We start from the raw sequence: 20,213 nt of genomic DNA, 5'->3' as shown, positions 1-20,213 counted from the left end.
TCAGTTCACCATAAGTAATTTGTTGATGCGCACCGAGGCCGGCGGGTGCGAGTCATAGAAGGCTGAGTGCAAGGGGTCGGGCGTCAGCGTGGACGCATTGTCCTCATACAGCTTGACGAGGGCAGCCACCAGGTCGTCCGCGCTCGTGTATTTTGCTGCAAAGGCGTCGGCTTCAAATTCATGCTTGCGCGAGCTGATCGAAGTCAGCGGCGACAGCAGGAAGGTGAATACCGGCAGGCTCAGCATGAAGAGTATCAGCGCCATCGCATCATTATTGGACAGCAGATCGGTCAACAGGATGGGGGTGACGCCGAGGCCGGTGTAAAACCAGACCTGCTGCTTCAGGAAGCCCAGCAAAGCCAGGAATCCCAGCGAGACAATAAACATCACGACGATGCGCTTGACGATATGCTTGAGCTTGAAGTGGCCCAGTTCATGCGCTAACACGGCTTCTATCTCTTGCGGTGCCAGGCGCGACAAGAGGGTATCAAAGAAGACGATGCGCTTGGCTGCGCCAAAGCCGGAGAAATACGCATTTCCGTGTGCGCTGCGCTTGGAGCCGTCCATCACGAACAGGCCGCTGGAGGCAAAGCCCACGCGCTGCATCAGGCCTTCGATCCGGCTGCGCAAGGCATCATCTGCCAGCGGCGTGAATTTGTTGAACAGCGGTGCGATCACGGTGGGGAAGATCACCATCATCAGCAACTGGAACACGCTCCATACTATCCAGGCATACAGCCACCACAGGTCGCCGGATTTTTCCATCAATGCCAGCACAACCCAAACCAGGGGCAGGCCGATCGCGGCACCGAGCGCAGCGCTCTTCAGCATGTCGCCGAAAAACAGGCCCAGTGTCATTTTGTTAAAACCGAATTTTTCTTCCAGCACAAATTGGGAGTAGTAATCAAACGGCAATTCCAGCAGGCTGCTGATGAGGGCAAAGGACGCCAGCAGGCTGAGCTGATAACCCATGCCTGGGCCCGTCAGTTTGAACAATTCCACACTCAGCCATTGCAGGCCGCCGAAGAAGGTGAAGCCCACCAGTACCGCAGCATTGAACAGCATCACCAGCATGCCCAGCTTGGTCTTGGCGATAGTGTAGTCGGCGGCCTTCTGGTGCGCTGCCAGGGGTATTTTTTCTGCGAACTCAGGCGGTACCGCTTGCCTGTGCTGCAAGATGTGCCGGATGTGGCGTGAACTCAGCCAAAAACGCACTCCCAGCGAGACAAGCAGGAAAATAATGAATAAAACAGAAAACAGTGAATACATGCGATGCCTGTGAGAAAATGCTGTATCGGAAGCTTTTAAACCAGCTTTTTAATCTATTATGCGCTCCTGTTTTGCATTTTGCACAAGAGCCGGAGCGCGCTTTTAGCCAGGTAAAAGCAGAACCAGACAAGATACGAGCTGGACTAAGTTTGGACTAAAGCTTAGGTTAAAAGCCGGATAAAGCAGCCATTTTATTAGAATAAGGAAAGAATTATGTCACAAGCTACGGGCGATCAAGCAACTACACCGGCAATTAACACCCCACCGGCAAAACCGAACGAGTTTAACCTGATCTGGCTGGACATGGAAATGACAGGCCTAGATCCGGATACCGACCGCATTATTGAAGTGGCGGTTGTGGTGACCGATTCTCAACTGAATATATTGGGCGAAGGTCCTGTATTTGCAATCCACCAGCCTGATGAAGTGCTGGACAAGATGGATGCCTGGAATAAGGGCACACATGGCCGTTCCGGCCTGATCGACCGCGTCAAGGCATCCACTGTGACAGAAGAAGAGGCGTCTGCGGCCTTGATCGAGTTCCTGAAGAAATATGTTCCTGCGGGCAAATCGCCTATGTGCGGCAATACCATTTGCCAGGACAGGCGCTTCATGGCGCGCGGCATGCCCAAGCTGGAAAGCTTCTTCCATTACCGTAACCTGGATGTTTCCACATTGAAAGAATTGTGCAAGCGCTGGAAGCCGGAACTGGCCAGCGGCTTCAAAAAACATCAGAAGCACACTGCGCTGGCGGACATCATAGAATCGATTGAAGAGCTGAAATACTACCGCGAACACTTTATTAAAGAATAAACCGCGGAGTAAGTAGTGTAGGGCGACATTTAGTTGTCATAAAGAAAAAGGCTCCGAATCAATCGGAGCCTTTTTAATATGTGCCCAGGTACAGGCCGTGGATTGCAGGTGGATTAAACGCCCAGCAGTTCCACTTCAAATATCAATGTTGCATTCGGTGGTATCACGCCGCCTGCACCGCGTGCGCCGTAGCCCAGTGCGGAAGGGATTGTCAGTAGGCGAGTGCCGCCGATTTTCATGCCTTGAACGCCTTCATCCCAGCCCTTGATCACATGGCCTGCGCCCAAAGGGAAGGAGAATGGATCATTGCGGTCCTTGCTGGAATCGAATTTCTTGCCGGCGCTGCCGTCAGGGTTTTGCAGCCAGCCTGTGTAATGCACAACAACGTGATCGCCTGCTTTGGCTTCGTCGCCTGCGCCGACTGTAACATCTTCGTATTGCAGGCCGGACACTGTAGTAATAGTGGACATGTTGATTTCCTCAAAATTTGATCAAAAACTGGCGCAATTGTAGTCCAAAAATGCCTTTCCATCATTAACAGCTGCCGTAACGGGCCTGTCCTGCCCTGATACTGCCTGCATTTTCATTTGATATTTCGCAAAAGAAGGTAAAAAAAGTGAGAAATTGTCTTCAATATCAATTTTGATACGTCATGCAGAGTAAAATAGTGCGTAGATCACATTAGTCCTCATTTTTAAGCGGTATTTATTCATGCGTAGTCGTTTCCTCCGGTTGTCGTTTGTCCTGTCTGTCTGTAGTTCCCTCGTTAATGCCTATGCGGCCGGTAGTGTGCCCGCAGCCGGTGGTACCTCCAATGTAGTCGTCGTCCTGAATTCGCGCGATGCCACCGTCAGTCTGCTGGATCAGAATACCTACAAGGAACTCAGTACCTTTGCCGTCGGCAAAGAGCCGCATCACTTGATGGCGACCCCGGACAACAAATCACTGATCGTGGCCAATGCGGTCGGCGATGAGCTGGTGTTCCTCGATCCCAAGTCCGGGCAAATACAAAGACGCGTCAAGGATATCGCCGATCCTTATCAGATCGGTTTTTCTCCCGACCAGAAATGGTTCGTGTCCAACTCACTGCGGCTGGACCGGGTGGATATGTACCGTTACGACGGCAAGGAACTGACTTTGGCCAAGCGCGTGCCCTTGGCCAAGCTGCCCAGCCACATGGCTTTCGATGCCGCCAGCACCACCGTATTTATTACGCAGCAGGGCAGCGACCAGATTTCCGCAATTGACCTCGCCACGCAGAAGGTCAAATGGACTATTCCAGTCGGCAAGGTGCCGGCAGGCATCGCGATGACGCCGGACGACAAATACCTGCTGGTCGGCATCATGGGTAGCGACTACGTGGAAGTCATAGACTGGCGCACGCAGAAAACCGTCAAACGCATCAAGGCTGGTGCCGGTGCGCATAATTTCCGCGCCTTTGGCGACAAGCGCTATACCTTTGTTTCCAATCGTATTTCCAATACGATCAATATCATCGACCAGAATACGCTGGAAAACGTGGGAACTATTCCTGTTCCCGGCGGTCCAGATTGCATGGAATTAACCGATGACGGCAAGACCCTGTGGGTAACGCTGCGCTGGATCAAGAAAGTCGCCGTGATCGACGTTGCCAGCAAAAAAGTCATCAAGCTGATTCCTGTCGGACGCTCGCCGCATGGCGTGTTTTTCCTCAATAGCGCACCGCGTATTTAATTTATCTTTAAAGACAGCGTTCAACCTGGACCCAGATGAAAGCATTCCTTGCAGCCTGTACGATGGCTGGATTCATGCAACCGGCCCTTGCCGGAAATGACTGCAAGGGCACCATCTATCTGACTTTCGATACCGGCAGCCAGTCTCAGGCCGAATTCATTGCCAAGACCCTGCGTGAGCAGCACATCAAGGCGACATTCTTCCTGGCCAACGAAAAAACCGTCAACGGTGATTACTCGCTGGACCCTGCCTGGGCGCCTTACTGGCGCAGCCTGGTGCAAGACGGCCATGCATTCGGTACCCATACCTTCGACCACGTATATGCGGTGCGCGACCTGGCTGACGGCCATATCCAGGTAAAACCACAGTTCGGCGCGCAAGCAGGCAAGCTGCTGGATTGGAGTCCGCAGCAATATTGCGAGGAAATGCAAAGGGTGGACCAGCGCTTCCAGCAACTGACGGGCCATCACATTGACCATTACTGGCGCGCCCCTGGCGGTAAACTGACCCCGAACCTGCAAAAAGCTGGGCAGGCATGCGGCTATGCCCACGTAGGCTGGCCGCCAGCGGGCTTCTCCGGCGACGAGCTGCCCAGCGAAAAATGGAGCAATCCGGTATTGCTGAAACGCGCGCTGGACCATCTGAAGGATGGCGACATCTTTATGGCGCACCTGGGGATCTGGTCACGCAAGCAGGCATGGATGCCGGAGAACCTGATACCCCTGATTAGCGGACTGAAGCAAAAAGGCTATTGTTTTGCTACATTACGTGAACATCCGCAATATCGCTGAATGCTGCGGCATGGCGGTGATGCCTCCCTTCCAAAATACCTTTGGGACATGATTTCTTGATGAATTTTTCAGATTTATTCGCGACGGCGCAAGCCTGGATTTTTGAAACCATCGTGCAGCCGCTGATGTTTTATGTGGGCCTGGGCGAATTCATTGAAGACGCGTTTGAAGGCGTTGAATGGTTCCTGATCGGCGTGTGCCAACTGGTACTCCTGTATATCGTATTGCGCCCGCTAGAGGCCAAGCTGCCGGTGCACAAATTCACTGATCCGAAAGCGCGCTGGAATGACTTCATCTATACCGCCCTGCACCGGCTGGGCGCTTTCTCCGTATTGATCTTTTTCGTGCTGGACCCAGTGCTGGATGCATTGACAGGCTTGCTGCACCTGGAAGGCGTGAACCCGTTCAACCTGGAAAACCTGTGGCCGGGCATGCTGGATCATCCGGTGCTGGTGTTCTTGCTGTACCTGGTTGTGCTGGATTTCTTTGATTACTGGTACCACCGTGCCTCGCACCAGTTCAACTGGTGGTGGGGTTTGCATAGCCTGCACCACAGCCAGCGCAATATGAATTTGTGGAGTGACGACCGTAACCACTTGCTGGATGATTTTATCCGCGGCGTCTATATGGGGCTGATCGCCATCGTGATCGGCGTAGAGCCTGGTCAATACATCTTGCTGGTGACCTTGTCGCAAATGGTGCAGAGCTTGCAGCACGCCAATGTACGCATCCATTTCGGCGCGATCGGCGAGCGCCTGCTGGTGTCGCCGCGTTTTCACCGCACCCATCACGCAATAGGAATAGGCCATGAGACTCGCGGCAAGGGTACGCTGGGAGGGCATAATTTCGCAGTGCTGTTTCCTGTCTGGGACATCATTTTCGGTACCGCTTTGTTTGACAAGGAATTTGCGATGACCGGCATACGTGACCAGTTGCCAAGTCCGGATGGCAGCGGCCGTGAATATGGCCAGGGCTTCTGGTCGCAGCAATGGCTGGGTTTGAAGCGCATGGTAGGGCGCGATCGGCCGGTCAGTAAGCCTGCGCAAGCGCAGCAGGATATTCGGCCAGCGCAGCATACTAGCGAGGGCCTGGGCTGATGAATGACATCATCCGCTCCTGGGCCAAGGCACTGACGGCACAATTCCACTACAAGATCTTCCTGCTGACGGCCTTGCCTTTCGTGCTATCTGTGCTGTTATGGGGCGTGGCCATGTGGTGGGGGCTGCAGTCGCTGATTGATGCGATACAGGCCTATTTTATAGATCATGACGGCTTTGCACTGGCCGGGCATGTGCTGGGCATGGTTGGCCTGATTGCACTGAAAACGGTAATCGTGCCGCTGATTGCGATGTGGCTTCTGTTGCCGCTGATGATAGTGACATCGCTGCTATGCATAGGCGTGCTGGCCATGCCGGCGATTAACCGCTATGTGACGCGGCGCGACTATCCTGAGCTGGAAAAGCGCCATGGCGGCAGCTTGCTGGGCAGCTTCTGGCGTGCGATATCTTCGTTTATTATTTTTGCAGTACTATGGCTGATCACCCTGCCTTTGGCGCTGATACCGCCGCTGAGCCTGATCGCCCAGCCCTTGCTATGGGGCTGGTTGACCTACCGCGTGATGGTTTATGATGCACTGGCGGAGCACGCAGATGCAGACGAAAGGGATTTCCTGACGCAGACGTATAGGTTGCCTTTGCTGGCGATAGGTACGATTGCCGGCATCTTCGGTGCGGCGCCGAGTTTGTTGTGGCTGGGTGGTGCGTTGTCGGTGGTATTTTTTCCGGTACTGGCCGGTATCTCCGTCTGGCTGTATTTACTGGTATTCGTGTTCACCGGACTGTGGTTCCAGTACTATTGCATGGCTGCATTGCAGCGGCACCGGGAGAGGCAACTCTCCAAGTAGAACTCATTTCATAAGTAGGAGTGAGATGCGTTTGCCTTAAAAGAGGCGCTGGCAAGGCGTAGGAGGCGTCAATAGCCTTAGCTATTGACAACGAGTGCAACGCAGTCGGCGCCTCTTTTAAGGCAAACCCTTCGGGAACGGCCCATTTGGGCGCATTGCAGCGTTGTGGCGCTAGTAAAGGGAACCACCCTTTACGTGGGGCGAGGAATTCCCGCTTGCAAGCGGGAACCGTTACGCAGGCAGATAGCTTTGCTATCTGAAATCCCTGCTACACCGCCTTGCACTGCATCCCAAATGGACTCGTTCGCACTCGCTCCTATTTATGAAATGAGTTCTAATTCCAATCGGAGAGCAAGATGGCAATTGGTCTGATCATCATCGGCGATGAAATCTTGTCCGGCAAGAGAGCGGACAAGCATCTTCCCAAATTCATAGAAATACTCGCTGCGCGTGGCTTGCAGCTATCGTGGGCGCAATACGTCGGCGATGAGCCGGCCAGGATCATTTCCACGCTGGAGCGCAGCTTTGCCGGCAACGATATTGTTTTTGTGACTGGCGGCATAGGCGCGACGCCGGATGATCACACGCGGCAATGCGCTGCGGCGGCACTCGGCGTCCCGCTGGCATTGCATCCGGAAGCAAAAAAACTGATACAGCAAAGAATCACCGATATGGCGGCGGAGGCCGGCAAAACGGTGGACCTGGATGCGCCCGATAATTTGCACCGATTGAAGATGGGCGAGTTTCCTGATGGCGCAGAGTTGATACCCAATCCGTATAACAAGATTCCCGGCTTTGCGATCCAGAATCACTACTTTGCTCCGGGCTTTCCGGTGATGGCGTGGCCGATGATGGAGTGGGTGCTGGATAATCGCTATTCCCATTTGTTCCACCAGGAACCGCGTGTGGAAAAGTCGGTACTGGTATTCGAGGCGATGGAATCGACCTTGACTCCGCTGATGGAGGCAATCGAAAAAGACTTCCCGCTGGTCAAGGTCTTCAGCCTGCCCAGTGTCGGCAATCATCAGATCCGCCGGCATATAGAGCTGGGTGTCAAAGGCGAGCCGCGGCAGGTGGATGCTGCGTTTGATATGCTGCTCGCCGGCCTGGATCAATTCAACGCAGAATATGTGCCCGCCTGATGCGCGGGCTTGAGATGGTTTGCCATGCGTCCCCCTGAGTTAATGCACAAATTTATGCCGAAGATGAATTTCACGCGCGTGTCCCTGCGCGACTTGCTGGTGGCCTTTGGCCCCATGACCCTGATGGTGATTATTGTCTGTGGCCTGGGCTACTGGCTGGTGGATCCGGCACCCCCGAGGGAGGTCGATTTTTCTACCGGCCAGGAGAATAGTGCTTATGAGAGCCTGGCCAAGCGTTATGTGAAAGAGCTGTCCAAGAATAATGTCAAAGTCAACCTGGCGCCGTCATTGGGCTCGCAGGAAAACTTGCAGCGCATCCAGGATCCGGATTCGGATATCGAGATCGGTTTTGTGCAAAGCGGTTCTACCGATGAAGAGGCCGCAGAAAGCAAGGGATTGATTTCGCTGGGCAGCCTGTTCTACGAGCCGGTATGGATTTTCTACCGGAGCAATAAGGACATTGATGCGATTACCGGCTTTAAAGGCAAGACCATCAATGTCGGACCGGACGGCGTGGGCGTGTCCCGCCTGTTCAAGCAGATATTGTCGGTCAACGGCATGGATGCATCGGATGTGAAGCTGGGGACGCTGGAAAATACGCCCGCCACTGTGGCTCTGCTGGACGGCAAGATCGATGCGCTGGTATTCAGCTCCGCATCGGATTCGCCCTTGCTGCAGATGCTGTTGCAAACCCCTGGCATCAAGCTGTTCGATTTTGTGCAGGCAGAAGCCTATACGCGGCGTTTCCCATTTCTGTCGCACGTAGTGCTGCCGCGCGGTATCGTTGATCTTGGGCGCGATATTCCAGCCAAGGATTACCACCTGATCTCGCCGACAGCCACGCTGGTAGCGCACAGCGGCCTGCATCCTGCGTTGATCGATTTGTTTGTAAAGGCTGCGCACGACATTCACAGCGGCGCGGGCTGGTTCCAGAAGCAGGGCGAGTTTCCGTCTGATCGTTATACAGAGATTCCTGTCGCACCGATTGCCGAGAAATTTTATAAGAATGGGCCGCCTATGCTGCAGCGTTACCTGAGCTTCTGGGTGGCCAATTTCTTTGAGCGCATGTGGGTTGTCATCGTTGCGCTGGGTGCGCTGATTTTGCCCCTGTCCAAAATCATTCCACCCCTGTATGTATGGCGGATACGTTCGCGCGTCTATCGCTGGTATGGCCAGTTGCGCACAGTGGAGCAGGCGATAGAAGATGTGTCGGAAGAGCAGCGCCAGCAGGTGTATGCCAGCCAGTTGAAGAGCCTGGATGAGATAGAGGAAAAAGTGAACCAGATCTCGATTCCCTTATCCTACGCGGAAGAATTGTATGGCTTGCGCAGCCACATCAATTTTGTCCGCAAGCGTGTGCTGTTTTTGATGAAGGATCATTCGCCCGCAGTAGATGCTGCAGAAGCTGGCGAGGCTGCCGATGCGGCCAATATAGCCAATGCGGCCAAGGCAATAGTAGTGTCAGCCTAGGCCGTCAGAAATTTCCTGCGAACTGGTAGCGGTTGCCCGGATGCCACATGGTGACCACGGATGCGATTTTCCCGCGCGATAGCGTCTGCCGGTGCAGCACCAAGCAGGGTTCTTTGGTTTGTATATGCAGCATGTCGGCGATCTGCTTGGGTGGGTTGACGGCTTCTATGCTGTATTGCACGCCCTGCAAAGGCGCTGCCACCATCAGGTATTCATTCGGCGTAATCCTGGCAAAATCCTGGCTCATGTAATCCGGTGCGACTTCCGGGTTGACCCAGCGATCCTCTACCTGTATCGGTAGGTCGTTTTCAAAATGGACTATGATGGAATGGAATAGTTTGCGTTCCTGCTTTAGCCTGAACTGCCGCATCAACAGCTCGCTGGCCTTGATCTCCAGCAACTGATGCAGCTCGCTGCGGTGCTCGTGGCCGCGCGCGCGCACTTCATCGGCGATGCTCCTGATTTCCACTAGTGTTGCCTGGTATTTGTGCTGGGCAACATAGGTGCCTGAACCCTGTATGCGCGTCAGTATCTGCTCGCTGGTCAGTTCACGCACTGCACGGTTGACGGTCATGCGTGACACGCCAAATTCCTTTGCCAGTACCTGTTCCGACGGAATGGCATCGCCTTCCTTCCAGGTGCCGGACTGTATTTCTGTTAACAGGTAGTCTTTGATGCGCTGGAAAACCGGCGTCGGTTCTTGTTGTTCTATTTTTGCCACACTGTCCTCTATCCGGAAATCGTTTCCGCTCCCTTTTACCTGCTTCTTTTTATCGGTTCTGTGTTCTGAAAGCAAGTTGAAGCAGATTGCCATGGTAACACTGTGAGAAAGCATACACGCGGAATCTGCTTGCAAAAGTTGTATATACAACTTAAACTAAAATGGAATCTTCAGCGCTCCCGGCATCGTTTGCATCAGAACTCATTTCATCAATAGGAGTGAGATGCGTTTGCCTTAAAAGCGGCGCTGGCAAGGCGTGCGAGGCGTCAATAGCGTGGCTATTGACAACGAGCGCAACGCAGCCAGCGCCATTTTTAAGGCAAACCCTTCGGGAACGGCCCATTTGGGCGCATTGCAGCGTTGTGCCGCTAGCAAAGACGGCCAGTCTTTGCGTCGCGACACGCCTTGCACTGCACCCAAATGGACTTGTTCGCACTCGCTCCTATTGATGAAATGAGTTCTAATTGCTTTTCGACAAAGGGCATCACCTATTTGAATTCTCCGGAAGGAAAGTCATGAATACAGTCTCCGACAAAAGCTTGATGAACAATGATCCCCGCTGGGATGAAAGCCGCGAAATCCGCGCGCCGCGCGGCCCTGAAAAAACCTGCAAGACCTGGGTCGCTGAAGCGGCCTATCGCATGATCCAGAATAACCTGGACCCCGCTGTTGCAGAAAATCCCAAGCACCTGGTTGTGTATGGCGGTATAGGTCGTGCAGCACGCAACTGGGAGTGCTTCGACCAGATACTGGCAAGCCTGAAAAACCTGGATGAAGATGAAACCCTGCTGGTGCAATCCGGCAAGCCTGTTGGCGTGTTCAAGACCCATGCGGATGCTCCGCGCGTACTGATTGCCAATTCCAACCTGGTGCCGAAATGGGCCAACTGGGAGCATTTCAATGAGCTGGATCGCAAGGGCTTGTTCATGTACGGCCAGATGACAGCCGGTAGCTGGATCTACATAGGCAGCCAGGGCATCGTGCAGGGCACTTATGAGACCTTTGTCGAGGCGGGGCGCCAGCACTTCAACGGCGACTGGGCCGGGCGCTGGATATTGACGGCAGGCCTGGGCGGGATGGGCGGCGCGCAGCCGCTGGCGGCGACGCTGGCAGGCGCGGTATCGCTGAATATTGAGTGCCAGCAAAGCAGTATCGATTTCCGCCTGCGCACCCGCTATGTGGACAAGCAGGCCAAGGATATCGACGATGCGATTGCACTGATCAAGCATCATTGCGAAAGCAAGGAAGCAGTATCGATCGCGCTGCTCGGCAATGCTGCGGACGTATTGCCTGAGCTGGTCAGGCGCGCAAAAGCAGGCGGCATCAAGCCCGACCTGGTGACGGATCAGACCTCGGCGCATGACCTGTTCAATGGCTACCTGCCTTCAGGCTGGAGTGTGGCGCAGTGGAAAGAAGCGCAAAAAGATCAGGCGCAGCATGCGAAACTGATCGCCGATGCAGCAACCTCCTGTGCGGTGCATGTACAGGCGATGCTGGATTTTCATGCCATGGGTATTCCTACCGTTGACTATGGCAACAATATTCGCCAGGTTGCTTTTGATACCGGCGTCAAGAATGCTTTTGATTTTCCCGGTTTTGTGCCTGCCTATATTCGCCCCTTGTTCTGCGAAGGCAAAGGACCGTTCCGCTGGGTTGCATTGTCTGGCGATCCGGAAGATATTTACAAAACCGATGCGAAGATCAAAGAATTATTCCCGCAGAATAAGGCTGTGCATCACTGGCTGGATATGGCCAAGGAACGTATCGCCTTCCAGGGCTTGCCTGCGCGCATATGCTGGTTGGGCCTGGGCGAACGCCACCTGGCGGGCCTGGCCTTTAATGAAATGGTCAAGAACGGGGAACTGAAAGCGCCGATAGTGATAGGCCGCGATCATCTGGATACCGGCTCTGTTGCCAGCCCCAACCGCGAGACCGAAGGCATGCGCGACGGCACCGACGCAGTGTCCGACTGGCCTTTGCTGAATGCCTTGCTGAATACTGCAGGCGGTGCCAGCTGGGTATCGCTGCATCATGGCGGCGGCGTAGGCATGGGCTATTCGCAGCACTCCGGCATGGTCATTGTTGCCGACGGTAGTGATGCTGCTGCCAAGCGGCTGGCACGCGTGCTGGTGAATGATAGCGGATCGGGTGTGATGCGCCACGCGGATGCCGGCTACGAAACAGCGGTAGCCTGTGCTGAGCGCAATGGCCTGAAATTGCCTATGATCAGCAAGAGCTGAGCTTCATCCGCCGCTGACAACGCCTACATCATTTTTACATTGAATCTTTATCTTTAATTCTATGAGCCAAGTTCTTACCATCAATCCCGGCCAGATGAGCCTGTCCGACCTGCGCGCCATCTGGCATGCAGCGCCAACTCTGTCGCTGGCGGCTTCTGCTTATCCAGCCATCGAAGCATCTTCGGCCGCCATCCGTAAAATCGTCGATAAAGGCGATGCCGCCTACGGTATCAATACCGGCTTTGGCAAATTGGCCAAGACCCGGATACCGGATGATCAACTGGAGCTGCTGCAGCGTAACCTGATCATGTCGCACTCTGTCGGTTCCGGCGAATTGATAGAGGACTCGGTAGTGCGCCTGATACTGGTGATGAAGATCGCCAGTTTGGCGCGCGGTTACTCCGGCATACGCGCAGCGGTTATCGATACGATGATAGCGATGTTCAATGCCGGCATCATGCCGTGCATCCCGGTCAAAGGATCCGTCGGTGCATCGGGTGACCTGGCGCCGCTGTCGCATATGACGCTGGCCATGCTGGGCGAGGGCGATGCCCGGGTCGCCGGCAAACTGGTGCCGGCAAAGCAGGCGCTGGAGGCGGCCGGCATACAGCCGGTGGTACTTGCAGCCAAGGAAGGCCTGGCGCTGATCAATGGCACCCAGGTATCGACCGCGTTGACGCTGAACGGACTGTTCCTGGCGGAGCGCCTGCTGGAAGCCGCTACCGTAGCGGGGGCCCTGTCGGTAGATGCGGCCAAGGGCAGCGACGCGCCTTTCGATCCGCGCATCCACGCGGTACGCGGCCAGCCAGGGCAGATCGCCACTGCACAGATTTATCGCACGCTGTTGCAAGGCAGCGAGATACGCAAGTCGCATCTGGTCAATGATGAACGCGTGCAAGATCCTTATTGCCTGCGCTGCCAGCCGCAAGTCATGGGCGCCTGCCTGGATATCATCAATAACGCCGCGCGCACCTTGCTGATTGAGGCAAACGCCGTCACCGACAATCCGCTGGTGTTTGTCGAGGAAGGCGAAGTTATTTCCGGCGGTAATTTCCATGCAGAGCCGGTTGCATTTGCTGCCGATACGCTGGCATTGGCGATTGCTGAAATCGGCTCCATTTCCGAGCGCCGTATTGCCTTGCTGATTGATGCATCGCTGTCCGGCTTGCCGCCTTTCCTGGTGCAATCGTCCGGTCTGAATTCCGGCTTCATGATTGCGCATGTGACCGCTGCCGCGCTGGCTTCGGAAAACAAATCCATCGCGCATCCTGCCAGCGTGGATACGATACCGACCTCAGCCAATCAGGAAGACCATGTCAGCATGGCGACCTATGCCGGCCGCCGCTTGCATGAGATGGCGCACAATACCGCGACCATCGTCGGCATCGAGTTGCTGGCCGCAGCACAGGGGGTGGACTTCCATCATCCGTTGACGACTTCACCGTACCTGAGCAATGCTCACCGGTTGTTGCGCCAGCGGGTAGCTTTTTACGACAAGGATAGGTTCTTTGCACCGGACATCGAAGCGGCGAAGCAATTGGTCGTGCAGGGGGAGTTAAGCGCTAATTGCAAGGATCTGTTCCAGAACCTGTATCTGTCCTGATGCCTGACTTGCGGCCCGATTAGTTTATGCGACAGTGGAACAGGGAAGATTGTCCCGCAATGCCATGGAAAAACGGTGGCGGGACTACGACGGAACTGGCGATCTCGCCAGCCGGCGCGACGCTGGATAATTTCGACTGGCGCATCAGCACGGCGCTGGTGGCCAGCTCCGGCCCGTTCTCGCAGTTTGTCGGGATAGACCGCAGCCTGGCAGTATTGCCGGATGGGGTACTGGGATTGCGAGTCGGTGATGCCGAAGCTTTTGAGCTAGATTCTCACAGCGAGCCGTTTGTCTTTCGCGGCGAGCAGCGTATATACGCTTTGCTGGGACAGAATGAGATTAATGACTTCAATGTCATGACGCGCAGAGACAAGTATTCTCATGAGTTGCAGCGTCTGTCAGGTAGCAATAACTACCTGATCCGCCGGCAAGGGCAGCAAGTCTTGCTCTATTGTGCCAGCGGCAGTGGCACTGTCAGGCATGCAGCGTCTGTGACGCCGCTGAGGCAGGGTGATATGCTGGCATGGGATGAGCTGGCGGAAGAAAGCTTCCCGCAACTGGAGTGCAGTGTGGCCGACATGTTTTATCTGGTGCATCTGACCGCAAACAAGGATTGAGCAAAAATCATGAATACATCGGCGGCTGAAACCTGGGATTCGCTCTGGCTGAATGTGCATCTGGCGACGATGCAGCGTGGGCAGGGCTATGGAGAAATCCACGATGCGGCAATCGCGGTGAAGGATGGCGTCATTGCCTGGCTCGGGCCGCGTTCAGAACTGCCGCAGGCCTACACTGCGAAAGTGCAGCATGACGGCAAGGTCTGCTGGTTGACGCCTGGCCTGGTCGATTGCCACACCCACATCGTGTATGCAGGCAACCGCAGCGATGAGTTCGAGGCACGCTTGAATGGTGTCGCCTATGAAGAAATTGCGCGCAAGGGTGGGGGCATCCTGTCCACGGTGCGGGCGACACGCAATGCAAGTGAAGAAGAGCTGATGCTGGCCAGCCTGCCCAGGATAAACAATCTGTTGCGCGAAGGCGTGACCACACTGGAGATCAAATCCGGTTACGGACTGGACTTGCAGACCGAAGCGAAAATGCTCAGGGTAGCCAGGCAGATAGGCCGCGACTTTCCCTTGCGCGTGAAAACAACTTTTCTTGGCGCGCATGCCTTGCCGGCGGAATATGCAGGCCGGGCTGACGATTATCTGGGCCTGGTGTGCGAACAGATGCTGCCGGCCTTGCTGGCCGACGGCCTGGTGGATGCGGTGGATGCATTTTGTGAAAAAATAGGTTTTTCTGCTGCACAGACTGAAAAAGTATTCCAGGCTGCACAGCGCCACGGCATACCGGTCAAGCTGCACGCGGAACAATTGTCTGACCAGGGCGGTGCCGCATTGACGGCGCGCTATCAGGGTTTATCTGCGGATCATCTGGAATATTTGTCGGAACAGGGGATTGCGGCGATGGCCGCTAGCGGCACAGTCGCTGTATTGCTGCCCGGTGCCTACTACTTCTTGCGCGAGACCAAATTGCCGCCGATAGCGGGACTGCGCGCGGCTGGCGTGCCGATAGCGATTTCCACCGATTGCAATCCCGGCACGTCGCCAATGACGTCCTTGCTGCTGGCGATGAACATGGCCTGTACGATGTTCCGGCTGACACCGCTGGAAGCCTTGACTGGCGCCACGCGCCATGCGGCGCAGGCACTGGGTTTGCAGGATCAGATAGGCAGCCTGGAGATTGGCAAGCGGGCAGATTTTGCCTTATGGGCCATCGACAGGCCGGGCGACCTGGCCTACGCGATAGGCGGCAATCCTTGCCAGACGGCGGTATTTGGCGGGCAGCCAAGGTATGTCTAAGGATGTACTAAGGATGTGGACCGCGTCGCGCGATGACTAAGTAAAGCGCGGTGCACCGCTCCCCTGGCGGCATTCAATTGTCAAAAAGAAAAATTTCGTCAAATATCTTTTGTAAATCTCATCATTTTCTAAATTGATATTAAACTGTTGTTTTAGCAAATATTGTCTGACTCATCACTGTTTGAGTCATCACGGTGTTTGCGCGTCACCAGTTTAATCTGCGCACTCGCAAGGCGGGTACGGTAGGAAAGAAAATGAGGAAACCCTTTGCAAGCTCCCGCTCCAACCATTAAAGACAAATTCGGCTCTGTGCTGAAACATCAACGTGTACGCCGCTGGGGCCTGGGTTTGCTGATTGCTTTCATTGCATTGGTCGCCATAAGCTGGCTGGCTGTTCCGCATTTTGTGAATCAGATTGCCACTGAACAGGTGCAGCAGCAACTCGGGCGCAAGCTGAGCATAGGCGAGCTGCGCTTTTCTCCGCTGCAGTTGGCGTTGACGGCAAATGACATCAGCCTGTTTGAGCCCGACCAGACTACGCCCATGGTGACGGTGAAGTCGGCGGTGATGAATTTGTCCCTGTCGTCCGTATTCCGGCAAGCGTTGGTGATGGATGAGATCAAGCTGGTGTCACCCTTTGTGCATATCGTCAGGATATCCGGCGACGGAGTTGGCCGCTACAATTTTTCCGATATCATCGACCGTATTGCCGCCATGCCCAAGAGCGATGCGCCGCCATTACGTTTTTCTCTGGCCAACATACAGTTACAGGATGGCGGCATACAGTTTGACGACAAGGTGGTGCAGCAGCATGTGAAAGTGGAGGCCTTGCAAATGGCCCTGCCTTTCCTGTCTAACTTTCCTTCGTCGGTGACGACTTACGTGTCGCCGTTTGTTTCTGCCAGGGTGAACGGCACGCCGTTCTCGTTGAAGGGGAGGACCAAGCCTTTTGATTCCACGCTGGATACTGCGCTGGCGCTGGATGTCGAGCAACTGGATCTGGCGAGCTATGTCGCCTATTTTCCGGTGCCTTTGCCGGTGCAGTTGCAAAGCGCCAAGCTGACGACCAAGCTGGATCTGGTGTTTTCCCGCAAAAAAGAGCATCCGGAACTGTTATTGTCGGGAGACGTCAGCCTGAAGAGCCTGGCCATCAACGACAAGAATGCTGCGCCACTGCTGCGCGCAGAATCAATTTCCACGCATATCCGTCAAGTGAATATCTTCAGCGGTGCCGCTGCCATCGACAAGCTATTGTTTGTTGGGCCGGAGGTGTGGCTGGCGTTGGATGGCAAAGGCGAATTAAACTGGGCCGGCCTGGCAGCGAAACCGGCGGCCCCTGCTGCGAGCGCTGCGGTAAGGACGGAAGCCGTGGCTGTTGACGCTTCCAAACCTGCTGCCAGTGCAGCCGCTGCAGCACCTTTGCCACTGAGCTTGTTGAGTGAACTCGTGCTGCAAAAAGGTATTGTGCATTGGTCGGATGCGGCCAATGCAACGCCGACGCAAGAGTTGACACTGAAGAATATCGCGATCAATGCGAAACAGTTATCCACGCAGGCCGATGCCAAACCGGCCAGCATCGCTTTTACCGCGAATGGCGAGCACGATGAGGTATTGAGCTTCCAGGGCGAGCTCCAGCCGATGGTAAAGTCGGTAAGCGGAAAGGCTGAGCTGCAAGCCATTGCCCTAGATAACTACCAGCCCTATATCAGCAAGTCGCTGGCGGCGAGTCTGAGCGGCCTGGTGAAGATCAAATCTGCGCTTAGTTCTACACCTGGGCAATTCAAGCTAGATGACTTAAGCGCAAGCATCAGCGACTTCAAGCTGTCGCCTAAGGGCAAGAGCGGCAAACCGGACGGTGAAGTTACGGTAAAGGCCTTTTCCATCGACAAGCTGAGCCTGGATACGGAAGCGCGCAGCATCAAGCTGGGCAATGTCTTGTTTGACGGCATGAAGGCGGATGTACGGCGTGACCAGCAGGGCCAGATCAACTTGCAAAAGATGGTAGCAAGCAAGCCTGCCTCTGCATCCTCCGCAAATCCGGCAAACGCCGCTGAAAATAGCACTGCACATACCGCTACCAACGCGAGCTGGAAGAGCAGCATACAAAAAATTGCCTTCACTGATGCAGCGATAGCGTTTGCGGATGAGTCCGCCAGTCCTGCGGTGGCCGTCAAAATGGAGGGTATCAAGCTGGACATCGAGACCGTCAGCGGCGACCTGGCCACGCCTATGACGGTCGCGCTGCAGGCTTCGATCAACCGTAAGGGCAAGCTGGCGATCAAGGGCAGCACGGCCGCCGGCTTGAAAGCAGTCAAGCTGGATCTGGACGGACAAGATTTGCCGGTGGCGAGTTTCTACCCCTATTTTTCCCAATACATGAATGCTTCACTGACCAGGGGGCAGGCAAGTATCAAGGGCAAGTTGAATATCTCCAATCCTATGGAAGCAAGCCGGCAGATTGCCTACGACGGCATGCTGAAGCTGGCCAATTTCCACTTGCTGGAAAACGGTGCTAGCGATGATTTCCTGGAATGGAAATCAATCGACCTGGACGGCATCAATGCAAAGATCACCGCCGAGCAGCCACAGATCAGTTTGAAAAAACTGACGCTTAGCGATTTTTATGCACGCGCAATTCTGTCTGACAAGGGGCGGCTGAACCTGCAAAATATCTTTGCCTCCAAGGCTGAGGCCGCTGCAGCAGCAGCCGATGCGGCGACTGCTACGCCGGTAGACAAAAAGACCGATGCCAAGATCGAAGACGGCGGCCTGGTCATCTCAGGCAGCAGTGCCAAGCAGACGGCAAATGTGGCTAGCACTGCTCCCGCCGCGCCAAGTGGCAAACCGGCCATCATCCGTATTGCGCAGACCGTCATCAAAGGCGGCAATATCAACTTTACCGACAACTTTGTCAAACCCAACTATAGCGCCAACCTGACCGGCCTGGGCGGTAGCATAGGCGCTATCGCATCGGACAATCCGCAGGCTGCGGCGATCGATTTGTCGGGCAAGATAGATAACGATGCCCCCTTGCTGATTTCCGGCACGCTGAACCCCTTGGCGAAGCCCTTGTTCCTCGATATCAAGGGCAGCGCCAATGGCGTGGAGCTGACGCGCCTGACGCCTTACGCGGCCAAATACGCAGGCTACGCGATAGAAAAGGGCAAGCTGACGATGCAGGTGGCCTACCACGTAGAAAACCAGAACCTGCAGGCGGTCAACGATGTCCGTATTGATCAATTGACCTTTGGCGACAGGATAGACAGCCCGGACGCAACCAAGCTGCCGGTCTTGCTGGCGGTTGCATTGCTGCGCGACAATAATGGCCAGATCTCGGTTAACCTGCCTGTGTCGGGCTCGCTGTCGGATCCGCAGTTCTCCATCGGCGGTGTGATCTTCAAGGTCTTCGTCAACCTGATTACGAAGGCAGTCACTGCACCGTTTTCTCTGCTGGCATCGGCTTTCGGTGGTGGCGGTGAGGAATTGTCGTATATAGAATTCAAGCCCGGCCAGAGCCTGCTGGCGGCGGAATCAATGAGCAAGCTGGACAACTTGGCCAAGGCGCTTAAGAACCGCTCCGGCCTGAAACTCGACATCATAGGCCGGGTTGATCCTGCTACCGATACGGAAGGCTTGCGCCGCGAAAGCCTCGCAAAAAAAATGAAGGCGCTGAAGCTGAAGGATCTGCGCCGTGCGGGCGCAGCGGGTACACAGGGTGTGCCGGCCGCCCCGGATGAAGTGAGCCTGGATGATGCAGACCGCAAGAAATATATGGAAGAAGTCTATTCCGCAGAAAAATTTACCAAGCCTCGCAATGTCATCGGTATTGCCAAAACGCTGCCAACCGAAGAGGCGGAAAAACTCATTCTCAGCAACACCGTAGTGACACCCGATGCGTTGCGGGCGCTGGCACAGGCGCGCGCCGATATGGTACGTGATTATCTGGAACAAAAAGGCGAGGTCGGCAAGGACAGGCTATTCCTGATAGCTCCTAGGCTGACGGCGGAGGGCATCAAGGATAAAGGTGCGACGACGAGAGTGGATTTCTCGCTGAAATGAGTTTGCAATTCGATTAATGGTCACGAGAGTGACGTCACGGCATACCAGGAGACAGGCGATGAAATATGTATTGGCAGTGTTATTTTTGTTTAACGGATTGGTGTGCCTGCCGGGCTATGCGGCCGGGCCAGAACCGGCTGCGGGAACGGTAGCTAATGTGTCTGGACGGAGCAAGGTGGTCTTCCAGGTTAGCGACAATGACGAAGGCAAATGGAACCTGACACTCAATAATGTGAAAAATATCCAGGCTGCGTTGGGCGCTGCGAATGTCGATATAGAAATCGTCGCTTACGGGCCCGGGATCAGCATGCTGAAATTCGATACGCCGGTGGGCAATCGTCTGCAGGAGGCATTGCAGGCCAAGGTCAAGATTGCGGCATGCGAGAACACGATGGCAGCGCAGAAACTGCGCAAGGAAGACATGGCGCCCTCCATTTCTTATGTGCCCGCGGGTATCGTGGAAATTATCAAGCTGCAGCAGCAGGGCTATGCGTATATCAAGCCTTGATGGGCGCAGGCGGAAGCTTTGCCATTGCGGTGGAATTAGTATAAATTGCCATAAAGAAATATTAAAAAGGATGGAAAATTTTTACTTAGATAATTGACTTGCAAATATAATCACAAAAT

Annotated in this window: 16 protein-coding genes; 13 read left to right on the top strand and 3 right to left on the bottom strand. The window is 54.8% G+C overall.

Annotated elements, in window-relative coordinates:
* Entirely contained in the window at window positions 1–1,269 is a 1,269-nt protein-coding gene (locus tag IEW12_RS10080) for a M48 family metallopeptidase (protein WP_188565935.1), read from the bottom strand.
* Between the two features lie 213 nt (window positions 1,270–1,482).
* On the opposite strand from IEW12_RS10080, the gene orn reads away from it, so the two are divergent.
* Window positions 1,483–2,082, top strand: a complete 600-nt coding sequence (gene orn, locus IEW12_RS10075; RefSeq protein ID WP_188565934.1) for an oligoribonuclease — start codon at window positions 1,483–1,485, stop codon at window positions 2,080–2,082.
* A gap of 113 nt (window positions 2,083–2,195) precedes the next feature.
* Here orn and IEW12_RS10070 read toward each other — a convergent pair whose 3' ends face one another.
* On the bottom strand, window positions 2,196–2,552 hold the full coding sequence (locus IEW12_RS10070) for an FKBP-type peptidyl-prolyl cis-trans isomerase (protein ID WP_188565933.1): 357 nt from the start codon (window positions 2,550–2,552) through the stop codon (window positions 2,196–2,198).
* Window positions 2,553–2,793: 241 nt separating this feature from the next.
* Here IEW12_RS10070 and IEW12_RS10065 point away from each other — a divergent pair, with 241 nt between their 5' ends.
* The 6 genes from IEW12_RS10065 (at window position 2,794) to IEW12_RS10040 (ending at window position 9,101) form a co-directional block, all read left to right on the top strand.
* The gene (locus IEW12_RS10065) at window positions 2,794–3,795 is read left to right on the top strand and encodes a YVTN family beta-propeller repeat protein (RefSeq protein ID WP_188565932.1); all 1,002 of its coding nucleotides are present in this window, start codon (window positions 2,794–2,796) and stop codon (window positions 3,793–3,795) included.
* A gap of 35 nt (window positions 3,796–3,830) precedes the next feature.
* Complete coding sequence (locus IEW12_RS10060) at window positions 3,831–4,586, top strand: polysaccharide deacetylase family protein (RefSeq protein WP_188565931.1); 756 nt, start codon at window positions 3,831–3,833, stop codon at window positions 4,584–4,586.
* Between the two features lie 59 nt (window positions 4,587–4,645).
* The gene (locus IEW12_RS10055; RefSeq protein WP_188565930.1) at window positions 4,646–5,683 is read left to right on the top strand and encodes a sterol desaturase family protein; all 1,038 of its coding nucleotides are present in this window, start codon (window positions 4,646–4,648) and stop codon (window positions 5,681–5,683) included.
* Entirely contained in the window at window positions 5,683–6,489 is an 807-nt protein-coding gene (locus IEW12_RS10050) for an EI24 domain-containing protein (protein ID WP_188565929.1), read from the top strand. Before IEW12_RS10055 ends, IEW12_RS10050 begins: the two co-directional genes overlap by 1 nt.
* Window positions 6,490–6,845: 356 nt before the next feature.
* Window positions 6,846–7,631, top strand: coding sequence for a competence/damage-inducible protein A (locus IEW12_RS10045; RefSeq protein WP_188565928.1), 786 nt, complete (start codon window positions 6,846–6,848; stop codon window positions 7,629–7,631).
* Between the two features lie 54 nt (window positions 7,632–7,685).
* Window positions 7,686–9,101 carry a TAXI family TRAP transporter solute-binding subunit gene (locus tag IEW12_RS10040; RefSeq protein ID WP_188565927.1) on the top strand — a complete coding sequence of 472 codons (1,416 nt, stop codon included), beginning with the start codon at window positions 7,686–7,688 and terminating at the stop codon, window positions 9,099–9,101.
* A 4-nt stretch (window positions 9,102–9,105) separates the two neighbouring features.
* Here IEW12_RS10040 and hutC read toward each other — a convergent pair whose 3' ends face one another.
* Entirely contained in the window at window positions 9,106–9,822 is a 717-nt protein-coding gene (hutC, locus tag IEW12_RS10035; protein WP_229751029.1) for a histidine utilization transcriptional repressor HutC, read from the bottom strand.
* 515 nt (window positions 9,823–10,337) lie between these two features.
* Between hutC and hutU the strand changes: the two genes are divergently transcribed.
* The 6 genes from hutU (at window position 10,338) to IEW12_RS10005 (ending at window position 20,094) form a co-directional block, all read left to right on the top strand.
* Window positions 10,338–12,062 (top strand): urocanate hydratase, encoded by a 1,725-nt coding sequence (gene hutU, locus IEW12_RS10030; RefSeq protein WP_188565926.1) that lies wholly within the window; start codon window positions 10,338–10,340, stop codon window positions 12,060–12,062.
* A gap of 61 nt (window positions 12,063–12,123) precedes the next feature.
* The gene (hutH, locus tag IEW12_RS10025) at window positions 12,124–13,665 is read left to right on the top strand and encodes a histidine ammonia-lyase (protein WP_188565925.1); all 1,542 of its coding nucleotides are present in this window, start codon (window positions 12,124–12,126) and stop codon (window positions 13,663–13,665) included.
* 59 nt (window positions 13,666–13,724) lie between these two features.
* The gene (locus tag IEW12_RS10020) at window positions 13,725–14,282 is read left to right on the top strand and encodes a HutD/Ves family protein (protein WP_229751028.1); all 558 of its coding nucleotides are present in this window, start codon (window positions 13,725–13,727) and stop codon (window positions 14,280–14,282) included.
* Window positions 14,283–14,291: 9 nt separating this feature from the next.
* Window positions 14,292–15,527, top strand: a complete 1,236-nt coding sequence (gene hutI / locus IEW12_RS10015; protein ID WP_188565923.1) for an imidazolonepropionase — start codon at window positions 14,292–14,294, stop codon at window positions 15,525–15,527.
* Window positions 15,528–15,794: 267 nt separating this feature from the next.
* Window positions 15,795–19,586 carry a DUF748 domain-containing protein gene (locus tag IEW12_RS10010; RefSeq protein WP_229751027.1) on the top strand — a complete coding sequence of 1,264 codons (3,792 nt, stop codon included), beginning with the start codon at window positions 15,795–15,797 and terminating at the stop codon, window positions 19,584–19,586.
* Between the two features lie 58 nt (window positions 19,587–19,644).
* A complete protein-coding gene (locus IEW12_RS10005; RefSeq protein WP_188565922.1) occupies window positions 19,645–20,094 on the top strand; it encodes a DsrE family protein in 450 nt (149 codons plus the stop codon).
* Window positions 20,095–20,213: the final 119 nt, after the last annotated feature.

The sequence above is a fragment of the Parundibacterium terreum genome, assembly GCF_014636315.1.
GTDB classification, from domain to species: domain Bacteria; phylum Pseudomonadota; class Gammaproteobacteria; order Burkholderiales; family Burkholderiaceae_D; genus Undibacterium; species Undibacterium terreum.
The sequence above is the reverse complement of the archived record's forward strand: the minus strand, read 5'-3'. Positions and strand labels throughout refer to the sequence as shown.

Excerpts from the sequence above, each read along its gene's own strand:
- IEW12_RS10060 (WP_188565931.1), top strand. The coding sequence starts at position 3,831 with ATGAAAGCATTCCTTGCAGCCTGTACGATGGCTGGATTCATGCAACCG.
- IEW12_RS10020 (WP_229751028.1), top strand. The coding sequence starts at position 13,725 with ATGCCATGGAAAAACGGTGGCGGGACTACGACGGAACTGGCGATCTCG.
- IEW12_RS10070 (WP_188565933.1), bottom strand. The coding sequence starts at position 2,552 with ATGTCCACTATTACTACAGTGTCCGGCCTGCAATACGAAGATGTTACA.
- IEW12_RS10065 (WP_188565932.1), top strand. The coding sequence starts at position 2,794 with ATGCGTAGTCGTTTCCTCCGGTTGTCGTTTGTCCTGTCTGTCTGTAGT.
- hutH (WP_188565925.1), top strand. The coding sequence starts at position 12,124 with ATGAGCCAAGTTCTTACCATCAATCCCGGCCAGATGAGCCTGTCCGAC.
- IEW12_RS10040 (WP_188565927.1), top strand. The coding sequence starts at position 7,686 with ATGCCGAAGATGAATTTCACGCGCGTGTCCCTGCGCGACTTGCTGGTG.
- hutI (WP_188565923.1), top strand. The coding sequence starts at position 14,292 with ATGAATACATCGGCGGCTGAAACCTGGGATTCGCTCTGGCTGAATGTG.
- IEW12_RS10005 (WP_188565922.1), top strand. The coding sequence starts at position 19,645 with ATGAAATATGTATTGGCAGTGTTATTTTTGTTTAACGGATTGGTGTGC.
- orn (WP_188565934.1), top strand. The coding sequence starts at position 1,483 with ATGTCACAAGCTACGGGCGATCAAGCAACTACACCGGCAATTAACACC.
- IEW12_RS10055 (WP_188565930.1), top strand. The coding sequence starts at position 4,646 with ATGAATTTTTCAGATTTATTCGCGACGGCGCAAGCCTGGATTTTTGAA.
- IEW12_RS10050 (WP_188565929.1), top strand. The coding sequence starts at position 5,683 with ATGAATGACATCATCCGCTCCTGGGCCAAGGCACTGACGGCACAATTC.
- IEW12_RS10080 (WP_188565935.1), bottom strand. The coding sequence starts at position 1,269 with ATGTATTCACTGTTTTCTGTTTTATTCATTATTTTCCTGCTTGTCTCG.
- IEW12_RS10045 (WP_188565928.1), top strand. The coding sequence starts at position 6,846 with ATGGCAATTGGTCTGATCATCATCGGCGATGAAATCTTGTCCGGCAAG.
- hutU (WP_188565926.1), top strand. The coding sequence starts at position 10,338 with ATGAATACAGTCTCCGACAAAAGCTTGATGAACAATGATCCCCGCTGG.